12 protein-coding genes are annotated in these 13,008 nt (G+C 55.5%); 6 read left to right on the top strand and 6 right to left on the bottom strand.

Going from position 1 to position 13,008, the window contains the following annotated elements:
• Positions 1-76: 76 nt before the first annotated feature.
• The 3 genes from rraB to HV311_RS22230 all read left to right on the top strand — a co-directional run bounded on the left by rraB (position 77) and on the right by HV311_RS22230 (position 2,308).
• Positions 77-502 carry a ribonuclease E inhibitor RraB gene (rraB, locus tag HV311_RS22240; protein WP_016151501.1) on the top strand — a complete coding sequence of 142 codons (426 nt, stop codon included), beginning with the start codon at positions 77-79 and terminating at the stop codon, positions 500-502.
• A gap of 51 nt (positions 503-553) precedes the next feature.
• Positions 554-1,312: a tRNA isopentenyl-2-thiomethyl-A-37 hydroxylase MiaE gene (gene miaE / locus HV311_RS22235; RefSeq protein ID WP_019078254.1), complete on the top strand. Its 759-nt coding sequence runs from the start codon at positions 554-556 to the stop codon at positions 1,310-1,312.
• Positions 1,313-1,477: 165 nt separating this feature from the next.
• The gene (locus HV311_RS22230) at positions 1,478-2,308 is read left to right on the top strand and encodes a topoisomerase II (RefSeq protein WP_191220480.1); all 831 of its coding nucleotides are present in this window, start codon (positions 1,478-1,480) and stop codon (positions 2,306-2,308) included.
• Between the two features lie 26 nt (positions 2,309-2,334).
• Here the strand turns inward: HV311_RS22230 and HV311_RS22225 are convergent, their stop codons facing one another.
• The 4 genes from HV311_RS22225 to pepA form a co-directional block, all read right to left on the bottom strand.
• On the bottom strand, positions 2,335-2,838 hold the full coding sequence (locus HV311_RS22225; protein ID WP_003025856.1) for a GNAT family N-acetyltransferase: 504 nt from the start codon (positions 2,836-2,838) through the stop codon (positions 2,335-2,337).
• A gap of 160 nt (positions 2,839-2,998) precedes the next feature.
• A complete protein-coding gene (locus tag HV311_RS22220) occupies positions 2,999-5,854 on the bottom strand; it encodes a valine--tRNA ligase (protein WP_016151504.1) in 2,856 nt (951 codons plus the stop codon).
• On the bottom strand, positions 5,854-6,297 hold the full coding sequence (gene holC / locus HV311_RS22215; protein WP_016151505.1) for a DNA polymerase III subunit chi: 444 nt from the start codon (positions 6,295-6,297) through the stop codon (positions 5,854-5,856). Before holC ends, HV311_RS22220 begins: the two co-directional genes overlap by 1 nt.
• 110 nt (positions 6,298-6,407) lie before the next feature.
• A complete protein-coding gene (gene pepA / locus HV311_RS22210) occupies positions 6,408-7,919 on the bottom strand; it encodes a leucyl aminopeptidase (protein WP_003025870.1) in 1,512 nt (503 codons plus the stop codon).
• Positions 7,920-8,072: 153 nt separating this feature from the next.
• Between pepA and HV311_RS27895 the strand changes: the two genes are divergently transcribed.
• The 3 genes from HV311_RS27895 to lptG all read left to right on the top strand — a co-directional run bounded on the left by HV311_RS27895 (position 8,073) and on the right by lptG (position 10,368).
• Complete coding sequence (locus tag HV311_RS27895) at positions 8,073-8,123, top strand: hypothetical protein (protein ID WP_212723231.1); 51 nt, start codon at positions 8,073-8,075, stop codon at positions 8,121-8,123.
• Positions 8,124-8,185: 62 nt separating this feature from the next.
• Positions 8,186-9,286: an LPS export ABC transporter permease LptF gene (gene lptF / locus HV311_RS22205; protein WP_016151506.1), complete on the top strand. Its 1,101-nt coding sequence runs from the start codon at positions 8,186-8,188 to the stop codon at positions 9,284-9,286.
• On the top strand, positions 9,286-10,368 hold the full coding sequence (gene lptG, locus HV311_RS22200) for an LPS export ABC transporter permease LptG (protein ID WP_008786067.1): 1,083 nt from the start codon (positions 9,286-9,288) through the stop codon (positions 10,366-10,368). The genes lptF and lptG overlap by 1 nt, the downstream gene beginning before the upstream one ends.
• Positions 10,369-10,407: 39 nt before the next feature.
• On the opposite strand, the gene HV311_RS22195 is transcribed toward lptG, so the two are convergent.
• Both HV311_RS22195 and idnR read right to left on the bottom strand, forming a co-directional pair.
• On the bottom strand, positions 10,408-11,910 hold the full coding sequence (locus tag HV311_RS22195; RefSeq protein ID WP_046275851.1) for a helicase HerA-like C-terminal domain-containing protein: 1,503 nt from the start codon (positions 11,908-11,910) through the stop codon (positions 10,408-10,410).
• Positions 11,911-11,989: 79 nt separating this feature from the next.
• A complete protein-coding gene (gene idnR / locus HV311_RS22190) occupies positions 11,990-12,988 on the bottom strand; it encodes a DNA-binding transcriptional regulator IdnR (protein WP_016151508.1) in 999 nt (332 codons plus the stop codon).
• Positions 12,989-13,008: the final 20 nt, after the last annotated feature.

Here is a 13,008-nt window from a genome sequence, read left to right as displayed (position 1 = left end):
TTTCCTGGAAAGGTGGAGGCAATGACAGCGGTATGTGACAATAAGAGTATCGGCAGGACATTATGAGGAATGAGCCATGGCAAACCCGGAACTACTGGAAGAACAGCGTGAAGAAACGCGCTTGATTATTGAAGAGTTACTCGAAGATGGCAGCGATCCAGACGCGCTGTACACCATCGAGCATCACCTTTCCGCGGACGACTTTGAAACCCTGGAAAAAGCGGCAGTAGAAGCCTTCAAGCTGGGTTATGAAGTGACCGAGCCGGAAGAGCTGGAAGTGGAAGAGGGCGACACGGTTATTTGCTGTGACATCCTGAGCGAATGTGCTCTGAATGCCGAGTTGATCGACGCTCAGGTTGAGCAACTGATGAACCTGGCTGAAAAATTTGATGTGGAATACGACGGTTGGGGCACCTATTTTGAAGACCCGAACGGCGAAGAAGGTGAAGACGGCGACGATGAAGACCTCGTCGACGAAGATGATGACGGCGTGCGTCACTAAGTCATCTGCTGACCTACGGTAGCGTCTGCTGCCGTAGGCCAAGGATAACGTATGGATTACCTGCAAATACTCTCCCCGATCCACAACTTCCTGCACTGTAAAACGCCCCAGGCCTGGCTTGATAAAGCGCGAGCCCCGGCGAATCTCCCTCTGTTACTGACGGATCATCTCGTCTGCGAGCTGAAAGCGGCGCAAACGGCCATGCTGCTGGTGCGTAAGTATGTTGCAGATAAACAGGGATCTCAGGCGCTACTGGACTGGCTGAAACCCTATGAAGCGTATGCTTTCAGAGAAGGGGATGAACCGGATTTTATCGCGCTGAATAAACAGATAAGCAAAAGCGTAATGCCGCAAACTGACGACCCGTGGGGGCGCAAGCTGATCGACAGCATGGTTTTGCTGATCAAAGAAGAGCTGCACCACTTCTGGCAGGTGCGTGAGGCGATGATGAGCCGCAACATTCCCTACGTCAAAATTACCGCCAGCCGTTATGCCAAAGGCATGCTCAAAGAGGTGCGAACCCACGAGCCATTAACGCTAATCGACAAACTGATTTGCGGGGCTTACATTGAGGCGCGTTCTTGTGAACGGTTCGCCGCGCTGGCGCCGTATTTGGATGACGATTTACAGGCATTTTATCTTTCTCTGCTGCGATCCGAGGCGCGGCACTATCAGGACTATCTGGCGCTGGCACAGCAGGTTTCTGCCGACGATATCAGTAGTCGGGTGCGGTTCTTTGGCGAAGTAGAAGCCGCATTGATTACTTCTCCCGACGATGAATTCCGCTTCCACAGCGGCGTGCCAGCCTGACTCCCTTCTCTGACGCGCGGCGCTAATCGTCGCGCGGTTTTACCTTTCCTGTTTCCATTAGCAAAATCTGGTGGCTGGAAATCGCTCGCTGCTGCCGTAATAATCAAAACACACGAAGGGGAAATATATCCCCGCAACAGAGACTGTTTTGCATAAGGATGGTTAATGAACTGGGCACACGTATTGTTGGCGGGTTATATCGGGGCGGTGATTGCTATCGTCGTTGGCATGTTTCGCAAAAAAGGCTGGCTGGGAAAGATCTCCGGCGCGGTGGTTTTTGTGGTAGCGATTGTCGCGTGGAATCTGTTTGATGTGCACTACCTGATCCCGCGCGAAAGCCCTGATTATGGGCTGACGGATGCGCAGAAATTTGAAAGTGCGATGCTGGCAATGCCTGTTTATCAGGTACTTAAAGAGCAGGAACCCGCGTTATGGCAGAACATCCTCAACCAGGCAACGCAACTGAAAGAAGCTGGGAAAAGCGAACAACAGATTATCGACGCTATTCAGCCGCAAATCCTGCAGGTACAGATGGCGCGTTTGCAGCAGGCACCCGATGCCAATGTGATTGAGTATATGAAAATTAACCTCGAGCAGATTGCTGCGGTGGCAAAAGTGGGCGATGACGAGTGTTTTCGCTTTCTGTTCCCGGCGGTGAAAGGCGGGATTAACCCGGTGCGTATTATTCCGCGGGAGCTGATGAATCGTCGTATGGCCAGCGACATGAGTATGATGCACGCGGCTTATGGCCCGAACAAACATACGGTTACGGCGCAAGAGAAACAGCTGGCGCTTCAGGATCTGCAATCCATCGGCCCGGGATTGGTACAGCGCTTTGGACCGGATATCCAGATTATGGCTGATCCGAGTAAAGGTGTGGGCAAAGAGAAAGTCGCCTGTGAAATGGTGCAGGATTTATGGTCACAGGTGCTGAAGCTGCCAACCGCTCGCGCGGCTGGCGTCATTCGGCTGATGCTCTCCGCCGAAATGCAGTAACACAACCATTGCCTCTCCGGCTGAAGTCAGAGGGGCTTTAACATCCGCACTTCGCAATCTACGTGCCCGGTACAGCCCAGCGCTTCGCTGATATGCTCAAACCCTAAATGTTCATACAGGCGGATTGCCTCGGTCAGAAACGCCGTGGTCTCCAGATAGCACTGTTTGAAACCCTGCTCACGGGCATGTTCGAGGGCCATCAGCGCCAGCTTTTTCGCCAGCCCCTGACCGCGAGCGCTCGACAGGAAGTACATTTTTTGCAGTTCGCAAATGTCCGGTTCGCTACATCCTAACGGCGCAACGCCGCCGCCGCCCACGACTTCACCGTTTTGCTCAACCACCCAGTAGGCCGCGCCCGGCTGGCTGTAAACCTGGAATAGTTCATCCAGATTAGGGTCGGCAACGGTATAGCCCTTATCGGCAGTAAGCCCGTATTCAGCGGAAACTTTGCGGATCACGCGGGCAATTGCGGCGTTATCATCGGCAGAAATTCGACGCAGCGTCGCCGCGACGGAGGTAATGGCACTCATAGCGAACTCATGACATAAAAGTGAGACATATGCAGTTAATACCACTGCGGTAAGGGGAAGCGCAAGCGAGGATAATTCAACAAAAAGCCTCTGAGCATATGCGTCAGAGGCTTTTATCGTCTGCGGTGTTGGATGCGATACGCTTATCCGACAAACAGCTTTACAGCGCGGCGATGACCGCCTGCTGCTCAATCAGCTTCGCTTTCGCTTCCGCATAACCGTCCAGCTTCTCACGCTCTTTGGCGATAACAGCTTCCGGTGCGCGAGCAACGAAACCTTCGTTGGAAAGTTTGCCTTCGATACGGGCAATCTCACCTTCGATTTTCGCCACTTCTTTCGCCAGACGCGCCAGCTCATCTTCTTTATTGATGAGGCCAGCCATCGGGATCAGCAACTCGGCGCCGTCGATGATTTTGGTCACGGAGACCGGACCTTTGTCATCGGCTGGCAGCACGGTGATGCTTTCCAGACGCGCCAGGTTCAGCAGGAAGCTGCGGTTATCGTTGACACGGCGCATCGCATCAGCGCTGCAACCGCGCAGCAGCAGTTCGAGCGGTTTACCTGGGGCGATGTTCATTTCCGCACGGATGTTACGTACGGCAACGATCGCCTGTTTCAGCCATTCGGTATCAGCCAGCGCGGCTTCATCAACCTGTGCGGCGTTATATTCCGGGAACGGCTGCAGCATGATGGTGTCGGCGGTAATACCGGAAATCACCTTCACGCGCTGCCAGATGGTCTCGGTGATGAACGGGATGATCGGATGTGCCAGGCGCAGCAGACCTTCCAGAACGGTGACCAGCGTATTGCGGGTGCCGCGCAGTTCAGATTCGGAACCGCCGTTCATTACCGGCTTGGTCAGCTCCAGATACCAGTCGCAGAACTGGTTCCAGGTGAATTCGTACAGAATGCCCGCGGCGATGTCGAAGCGGAAGTTGTCCAGCGCTTCGCGGTACGCTTTGATGGTCTGGTTGAATTCAGCAAGGATCCAGCGATCCGCCAGCGACAGGGTCATTTCGCCGCCGTTGAAGCCGCAATCCTGGTCTTCGGTGTTCATCAGCACGAAGCGGCTGGCGTTCCACAGCTTGTTACAGAAGTTACGATAACCTTCCAGACGCTTCATATCCCAGTTGATGTCGCGACCGGTAGAGGCCAGCGCCGCCAGGGTGAAGCGCAGTGCGTCGGTGCCGTGCGGCTCGATGCCGTCCGGGAACTGCTTCTCGGTACGCTTGGCAATCTTCTCGGCCAGCTGCGGCTGCATCATGTTGCCGGTACGTTTCTCCAGCAGTTCTGCCAGGGAGATACCGTCGACCATATCCAGCGGGTCAATGACGTTGCCCTTGGATTTGGACATCTTCTGGCCTTCGTCGTCGCGGATCAGACCGGTCATGTAGACGGTCTTAAACGGCACCTGCGGCTTGCCGTTTTCATCTTTGATGAAGTGCATGGTCATCATGATCATGCGGGCAATCCAGAAGAAGATGATGTCGAAACCGGAAACCATCACGCTGGTTGGGTGGAACTGACGCAGCGCGTCGGTGTTTTCCGGCCAGCCCAGGGTAGAGAAGGTCCACAGTGCGGAGGAGAACCAGGTATCGAGAACGTCTTCGTCCTGGCGAAGCTGAACGTCGGCACCGAGGTTGTTTTCCTGACGTACTTCGTCTTCGGTACGGCCAACGTAGACGTTGCCGTCGTTGTCATACCATGCCGGGATACGGTGACCCCACCACAGCTGACGGGAAATACACCAGTCCTGAATATCGCGCATCCAGGAGAAGTACATGTTTTCGTACTGCTTCGGTACGAACTGAATGTCGCCGTTCTCAACCGCTTCAACCGCCGGTTTCGCCAGCACGTCGGCACGGACGTACCACTGGTCGGTCAGCATCGGTTCAATAACCACGCCGCCACGGTCGCCGTAAGGCACGGTCAGGTCGTGCGGTTTAATTTCTTCCAGCAGGCCCAGCGCATCAACGGCGGCAACCACCGCTTTACGCGCGGCAAAGCGCTCCAGCTTCTGGAACTCAGCCGGGATTTCATTGGAATAAACGTCGGACTCTTCGCCTTTGGTGTCGTACACTTCCGCGGTTTCACGGATGTCGCCGTCAAAGGTCAGAATATTGATCATCGGCAGGCCGTGACGTTTCCCGACTTCGTAGTCGTTAAAGTCGTGCGCCGGGGTGATCTTCACGCAGCCGGTGCCTTTTTCCATATCAGCGTGTTCATCGCCGACGATGGGAATGCGGCGGTTAACCAGCGGCAGAACAACAAACTTGCCAATCAGATCTTTATAACGCGGATCTTCCGGGTTGACGGCCACGCCGGTATCGCCCAGTACGGTTTCCGGACGGGTGGTGGCGACGACCAGGTAATCTTTACCATCAGCGGTTTTCGCGCCGTCAGCCAGCGGATAGCGGATGTGCCACATTGAGCCTTTCGACTCGCGGTTTTCCACTTCCAGGTCGGAAATTGCGGTGCGCAGTTTCGGGTCCCAGTTCACCAGGCGCTTGCCACGGTAAATCAGGTCTTCTTTGTACAGGCGAACGAAGACTTCTTTCACGGCATTGGAAAGACCTTCGTCCATAGTGAAGCGCTCGCGCTCCCAGTCAACGGAGTTGCCGAGACGGCGCATCTGGCGGGTGATGGTGCCGCCGGATTCCGCTTTCCACTGCCAGATTTTGTCGATAAACGCTTCGCGACCGTAGTCGTGGCGGGTTTTACCTTCTTCAGCGGCAATCTTACGCTCAACCACCATCTGGGTTGCGATACCCGCGTGATCGGTACCGGCCTGCCACAGGGTGTTTTTACCCTGCATGCGCTGGTAGCGGATCATGGTATCCATGATGGTTTGCTGGAAAGCATGACCCATATGCAAACTGCCGGTGACGTTCGGCGGCGGGATCATGATGCAGAAGGACTCTTTGCTTTCATCGCCGTTAGGTTTGAAATAGCCCTGCTTTTCCCAGTGCTCGTAAAGCGGCTGTTCGATATCTTGTGGGTTGTATGTCTTTTCCATTATTTCCAGGTTGCCGTATTCAGGTTAAAACCAGCCACGCGGTAAGCTTTGTAGCGATCGCGTGCCGATTGTTTCAAAGAATCTTCGTAAGGAACGAAGTCTATCACTTCTGTGAAAGCGGTGGCAAAATCTGCAAAGCCAACGCGCAAACTGATAAGCAGGTCGCGCGGGCTGCTGTTGCGTTTCTCCGGCCAGGCAATCTCTACCGGTGCGCCGCCTCTGGGGCCTTCACCTGCCAGATTATGCGGAACAAAGCTTTCTGCCGGTCTTGCCCACAGGGCTTCATCCAGTCGAAGAGCCTGCTTTTCGTTTTCGCAGGCGATCAGCACGCGCTTGCCAGCACGCCAACGTTCTGCGGCAATTTCACACACCAACTGCTCGACGGCGCTTAAGCCATCGTGTTGCGTGTCATTGTCCAGAAGATAGAAAGTTGCGTTTCTCATATATGGGGCTTCTTCTGGTGAATTTAAATGCGTTGCCATGATGCACAACCGTAGGCCGGATGGCGTTGCGCTTATCCGGCCTACGGGTCTTATTGCTTGTGCTTACCGCCTTACTCTTCGCCGTTAAAACCGGCACGATTGAGCAGGAACTGCGACAGCAGCGCCACCGGACGACCGGTTGCGCCTTTGGCTTTCCCTGAACGCCATGCGGTACCGGCGATATCGAGGTGCGCCCAGTTGTACTTACGGGTAAAGCGTGACAGGAAGCAGCCCGCGGTAATGGCGCCGCCAGGACGTCCGCCGATGTTCGCCATATCCGCAAAGTTGGACTCTAGCTGCTCCTGGTACTCATCACCCAGAGGTAAACGCCACGCGCGGTCGCCAGCCTGTTCGGACGCACCGATCAGCTCATGCGCCAGCGGGTTGTGGTTCGACATCAGTCCGGTGATGTGATGGCCCAGCGCAATCACGCACGCGCCGGTCAGGGTTGCGACGTCAATCACCGCTTCTGGCTCAAAGCGCTCGACGTAGGTTAATACGTCGCACAGGACCAGACGGCCTTCGGCATCGGTATTGAGTACTTCAACGGTCTGACCAGACATGGTGGTCAGCACGTCGCCTGGGCGATACGCGCGGCCACCTGGCATGTTTTCGCAGCCTGCCAGCACGCCGACGACGTTGATTGGCAGCTGAAGCTCGGCCACCATGCGCATCACGCCATATACCGCTGCCGCGCCGCACATGTCGTATTTCATCTCATCCATGCCTTCGGCAGGTTTGATGGAGATACCGCCAGAGTCAAAGGTTAACCCTTTACCGACCAGCACGATCGGACGCGCGTCTTCGGACGGATTGCCTTTGTACTCGATGACCGACATCAGCGACTCATTCTGCGAGCCGTGACCGACGGCCAGATAAGAGTGCATGCCCAGCTCTTTCATCTGCTGCTCGCCGATCACGCGGGTTACAACATTTTTGCTGTAGCTGTCTGCCAGCTGGCGCGCCTGAGAAGCAAGGTAAGCGGCGTTACAGATGTTCGGCGGCATGTTGCCGAGATCTTTTGCCGCTTTAATGCCGGCGGCGATCGCCAGACCGTGCTGGATCGCACGCTCACCGCTGGTTAGTTCCCGGCGGGTCGGTACGTTGAAGACCATTTTACGCAGCGGACGACGCGGCTCGCTTTTGTTGGTCTTCAGTTGATCAAAGCTGTACAGCGTTTCCTGTGCTGTCTCAACGGCCTGACGCACTTTCCAGTAGTTATTGCGCCCTTTGACGTGCAGCTCAGTCAGGAAGCAGACGGCTTCCATTGAGCCAGTATCATTCAGCGTATTGATGGTTTTCTGAATGACCTGCTTGTACTGGCGCTCATCAAGCTCGCGCTCTTTGCCACAACCAATGAGGAGAATTCGCTCAGACAGAACGTTAGGAACATGGTGCAGCAACAGGGTTTGACCTGGTTTGCCTTCCAGTTCGCCACGACGCAGCAGTGCGCTGATGTACCCGTCGCTGATCTTGTCGAGCTGCTCTGCAATCGGAGAGAGACGGCGTGGTTCAAAGACACCCACGACGATGCACGCACTCCGCTGTTTCTCCGGGCTACCGCTTTTTACACTGAACTCCATGCACTACGCTCCTGAATCTTAAAGACAACGGCGGTGGCTACGGATAGAATTGCAAGCTTTCGTAACTCATACCCGCTGTTGCGGTGACTTCGTGTTAATCTTAACGTTATTACGGCATTGGCACGTCAGAACAATTTCTGAGAGGTGGATCCGTTGAGTATAATGATCTTAGCGACGATTTCGACGACTCAAGAGAATAAATGACGTTTAAGCCATGAAACAAGCTAAATTCCGGCAAAAGACGGGTTTTTACGGGCGTATTTAAAGTGATAATCATAAGATATCTGGTTCGGGAAACGCTCAAAAGCCAACTTGCGATCCTATTCATCCTGCTTTTGATCTTCTTTTGTCAAAAGTTAGTCAGGATCCTTGGTGCGGCGGTTGACGGTGATATCCCGGCGAATCTGGTGCTCTCGCTGCTGGGGCTGGGCGTGCCAGAAATGGCGCAACTTATCTTGCCATTAAGCCTGTTCCTCGGGCTGCTGATGACGCTGGGCAAACTGTATACCGAAAGTGAAATTACGGTCATGCACGCCTGCGGGCTGAGCAAGGCTGTCTTAGTAAAAGCGGCGATGGTGCTGGCGCTGTTTACCAGTATTATTGCGGCGGTCAACGTGATGTGGGCCGGACCGTGGTCCTCCAGACATCAGGACGAAGTCCTGGCGGAGGCGAAAGCGAACCCCGGTATGGCGGCGCTTGCTCAGGGGCAATTCCAGCAGGCGACTAACGGCGGCTCGGTGCTGTTTATCGAAAGCGTTGACGGCAGTAACTTCAACGATGTGTTCCTCGCGCAAATCCGCCCGAAAGGTAACGCCCGTCCTTCGGTGGTGGTAGCGGACTCCGGTCATCTTACCCAATTGCGCGATGGCTCTCAGGTCGTGACGCTGAACCAGGGGACGCGTTTTGAAGGGACCGCGCTGCTGCGCGATTTCCGCATTACCGACTTCCAGAATTATCAGGCGATTATCGGTCATCAGGCCGTGGCGCTGGATCCAAACGATACCGACCAGATGACCATGCGTACGCTATGGACGACCGACACCGATCGCGCCCGTGCGGAGCTGACCTGGCGTATCACGTTAGTATTCACCGTATTTATGATGGCGCTGATGGTTGTACCGCTGAGCGTGGTGAACCCGCGTCAGGGTCGCGTACTGTCCATGCTGCCAGCAATGCTGCTTTATTTGCTGTTCTTCCTGGTTCAGACATCGCTGAAGTCGAACGGCGGCAAAGGTAAGCTGGATCCGGTGTTCTGGATGTGGACGGTTAACCTGGCGTATCTGGCGCTGGCGATTGTGCTTAACCTCTGGGATACGGTGCCGATGCGCCGCTTACGTGCCCGTTTTATGCGTAAAGGAGCGGTATAATGCAGCCTTTTGGTGTACTTGACCGCTATATCGGTAAAACCATTTTCACCACCATCATGATGACGTTGTTCATGCTGGTGTCGCTCTCCGGGATCATCAAGTTTGTCGACCAGCTGAAAAAAGCCGGGCAGGGGAGCTACGATGCGATGGGCGCCGGGCTGTATACCCTGCTCAGCGCGCCGAAAGATATCCAGATCTTCTTCCCGATGGCGGCGCTGCTGGGTGCTTTGCTGGGGCTGGGCATGCTGGCGCAGCGCAGTGAACTGGTGGTCATGCAGGCTTCTGGCTTTACCCGTATGCAGGTGGCGTTGTCGGTGATGAAAACCGCGATTCCGCTGGTGTTGCTGACGATGGCCATCGGCGAATGGGTGGCGCCGCAGGGCGAACAGATGGCGCGTAACTACCGCGCGCAGCAGATGTACGGCGGCTCGCTGCTCTCTACCCAGCAAGGTTTGTGGGCGAAAGATGGCGACAGCTTTGTCTACATTGAGCGGGTGAAAGGTGACGCCGAGTTAGGCGGAATTAGCATCTACTCCTTTAACGACAAGCGCCGTTTGCAGTCCGTCCGTTATGCCGCAAGCGCGACGTTTGACCCGGAGCAGAAGGTCTGGCGTTTGTCGCAGGTGGATGAATCCAACCTGACCGATCCGAAGCAAATCACCGGCTCGCAGACGGTGAGCGGCACCTGGAAAACCAACCTTACACCCGACAAGCTCGGCGTCGTGGCGTTGGATCCTGATGCGCTCTCGATTAGTGGTCTGCATAACTACGTGAAGTACCTGAAGTCGAGCGGCCAGGACGCCGGACGCTACCAGCTCAATATGTGGAGCAAAGTCTTCCAGCCGCTGTCTGTGGCGGTAATGATGCTGATGGCGCTGTCGTTTATCTTTGGTCCGCTGCGTAGCGTCCCGATGGGCGTGCGCGTGGTGACAGGGATTAGCTTCGGCTTTGTGTTCTATGTGCTGGACCAAATCTTTGGCCCGCTGACGCTGGTGTACGGCATTCCGCCGATTATCGGCGCGTTGCTGCCAAGCGCCAGCTTCTTCCTGATAAGCCTGTGGCTGATGCTGCGTAAGTCCTGATATTCGCCCCTCCCGCTGTGCGGGAGGGGCGCCTTCTTGCTAGCGTTTTCTCCCGCCCATCAAACTCCCCAACATGCCGCGGATTATCTGATTGGTGACCTGTCGCGCCGCGCTCTTCGCCACGCTCTGTACCACGCCATCGCGCTTGCCGCCGCGCGGTCCGGTGCTGCCAAACAGAATATCCTTCAATCCACCGAGAATACCGCCGTCCACATCGATCGCTTTACCGTTGGCGGGAGGTGTATTTTGCTGCTCGGTGCTGGCCTGCACGCCTTGCTGTAAACGCTCATAGGCGGACTCGCGGTCGATCTGTTCTTCATATTTACCGTACAGCGAGGAGTGATTAATCAGCCCGTTACGCTCGTCATCCGTCACTGGTCCCATCCGCGAGCACGGCGCAATCACCATTGCTCGTTCAACCACCGACGGGCTGCCTTTGGCGTCCAGAAACGACACCAGCGCCTCGCCGGTTCCCAGTTCCTGAATGGCTTTTTCGGTATCAAATGCCGGGTTGGCGCGCATGGTTTGCGCGGCGGTTTTCACCGCTTTCTGGTCCTTCGGTGTGAACGCGCGCAGGGCGTGCTGCACGCGGTTCCCCAACTGACCGAGCACGTTGTCCGGAATATCTGACGGGTTTTGCGAGACGAACCACACGCCGACCCCTTTCGAGCGAATCAGGCGGATCACCTGTTCGATTTTATCCAGCAGCACCTGCGGAGCGTCGTTGAACAGCAGGTGAGCTTCATCGAAGAAGAACACCAGTTTTGGCTTCTCCAGATCGCCTGCTTCCGGCAGCTGTTCGTACAGTTCTGAGAGCATCCACAGCAGGCTGGCGGCGTACAGTTTGGGCATCTGGTAGAGCTTCTCTGCGCTGAGGATGTTGATCATCCCTTTGCCGCTGGCGTCAGTTCGCATCCAGTCTTTGATGTCCAGCATCGGTTCGCCAAAGAAGTGCGCCGCCCCCTGTTGCTCCAGCGACAGCAGTCCACGCTGAATTGCCCCGACCGAGGCGCTGCTGATATTGCCATACTGATTCTGGAAGGATTTGGCGTTATCGCCGATGTACTGGGTAATGGCTCGCAGGTCTTTGAAATCGAGCAGCAGCAGACCCTGGTCATCAGCAATGCGGAAGATAATATCCAGCACGCCGGACTGCACGTCGTTGAGGTTCAACAAACGGGCCAGCAGCAGCGGGCCGAGGTCAGATACCGTGGCCCGCACGGGGTGGCCTTTTTCGCCGAAGATATCCCACACCGTGACCGGATTAGCATGCGGTTGCCAGTCGGTAATGCCGATATTTTTCAGGCGGGCGAGCAGCTTTTCAGAGGCCTGCCCTTCCTCGGCCACGCCGGTTAAGTCGCCTTTCACATCGGCCATAAATACCGGTACGCCAATTTCAGACAGCGATTCGGCCAGCTTCTGTAGCGTGACGGTTTTACCGGTCCCGGTCGCGCCGGTAATCAGTCCGTGACGGTTGGCCATGCCTGGCAGTAAAAACAGTTCGGTGTCCGGCGTGCGGGCAATTAGCAGGGGTGTGCTCATTGAGATTTCCTCCATTTATCTTGCCTGGAGTATAGGCAATGTCCATCAAAGAGAGTATGCGATGGTCAGAGAAAATGACTTAAAGCGTATTGCCGTGATAAATCTGGTACCCCAAATCCACGGTGTTGTGGTTATGGTCGTTGTTCTTGATTTTGCTCAGCAACATCTGCGCTGCCATGCGGCCAATGTCAAAACGCGGGGTGATCACGCTGGCGAGGCTTGGGATCATCTGCCTGCCCATTTCCAGCCCGTGGAAACCGGCAATCGAGATCTGTTCCGGAACGGCCAGATCGCGCTCGCGGCACAGCAGCAGCGCGCCCATCGCAATATCGTCGTTGGTGCAAAAAACGCCGTCTAAATCCGGATGCGCGGCGAGCGCGTCCCGCATCATCTGAGTGCCGAGATGGATGGACGAAATAGAACGCGGATTGACGCGCAGCGGCACCAGATCCCGGCGCGTCATGGCATCGCAATAGCCGCGATAGCGCTGTTCATCGCGGACGTCGTCTTTCGAACCGAGATAGAGGATTTTGCGCCGCTGGCGTTTATCCAGCATGGTGCTGACCATATCAAACGCCGCCTGACGGTTATCGAAGCCTACTTCCATGTCCAGACGATCGCCCTGAATATCCATCAGCTCCACCACCGGAATGTTGGCTGAACGCAGAAACTTCACCGTGCGCAGGGTGTGATATTTCTCGGACAGGATAATGCCGTCGATATTGTATGACAGCAGATTGATCACCGACTCTTCCTCGGATTCCCGGTCGTAATTGTAGTTAGCGATCAGCGTCTGATAGTTATGATCCGAGGTGACCGACTCAATGCCGGCCAGAATGTCTGCGAACAGTTGGTTTTGAAACGAGGGGATCAGCACGCCAAGCGTATAGCTTTGCGCATTCAGCAGCATCGCGGGCGCGCGGTTGGGGATGTAATTAATCTCCTCCATAATCTGCGCGATGCGTTCACCGGTTTCCTTTGCGACCTTTTTTGGCGAGCGAATGTAGCGGCTCACCGTCATTTTGGTCACGCCCGCCAGCGTGGCGATGTCTTGCAAAGAAATTCTGTGGTTCCTCATTTTCTCTCCAGTGCCGGGGA

Origin of the sequence: Citrobacter sp. RHBSTW-00881, from assembly GCF_013728515.1 — a bacterium.
Classification (GTDB): Bacteria; Pseudomonadota; Gammaproteobacteria; order Enterobacterales; family Enterobacteriaceae; genus Citrobacter; species Citrobacter braakii.
This window is presented reverse-complemented; position numbering and strand designations above follow the sequence as displayed.

Bases quoted from the DNA above. Each gene is read 5' to 3' on its own strand.
- rraB (WP_016151501.1), top strand. From the start codon at position 77: ATGGCAAACCCGGAACTACTGGAAGAACAGCGTGAAGAAACGCGCTTG.
- miaE (WP_019078254.1), top strand. From the start codon at position 554: ATGGATTACCTGCAAATACTCTCCCCGATCCACAACTTCCTGCACTGT.
- HV311_RS22230 (WP_191220480.1), top strand. From the start codon at position 1,478: ATGAACTGGGCACACGTATTGTTGGCGGGTTATATCGGGGCGGTGATT.
- HV311_RS22225 (WP_003025856.1), bottom strand. From the start codon at position 2,838: ATGAGTGCCATTACCTCCGTCGCGGCGACGCTGCGTCGAATTTCTGCC.
- HV311_RS22220 (WP_016151504.1), bottom strand. From the start codon at position 5,854: ATGGAAAAGACATACAACCCACAAGATATCGAACAGCCGCTTTACGAG.
- holC (WP_016151505.1), bottom strand. From the start codon at position 6,297: ATGAGAAACGCAACTTTCTATCTTCTGGACAATGACACGCAACACGAT.
- pepA (WP_003025870.1), bottom strand. From the start codon at position 7,919: ATGGAGTTCAGTGTAAAAAGCGGTAGCCCGGAGAAACAGCGGAGTGCG.
- lptG (WP_008786067.1), top strand. From the start codon at position 9,286: ATGCAGCCTTTTGGTGTACTTGACCGCTATATCGGTAAAACCATTTTC.
- HV311_RS22195 (WP_046275851.1), bottom strand. From the start codon at position 11,910: ATGAGCACACCCCTGCTAATTGCCCGCACGCCGGACACCGAACTGTTT.
- idnR (WP_016151508.1), bottom strand. From the start codon at position 12,988: ATGAGGAACCACAGAATTTCTTTGCAAGACATCGCCACGCTGGCGGGC.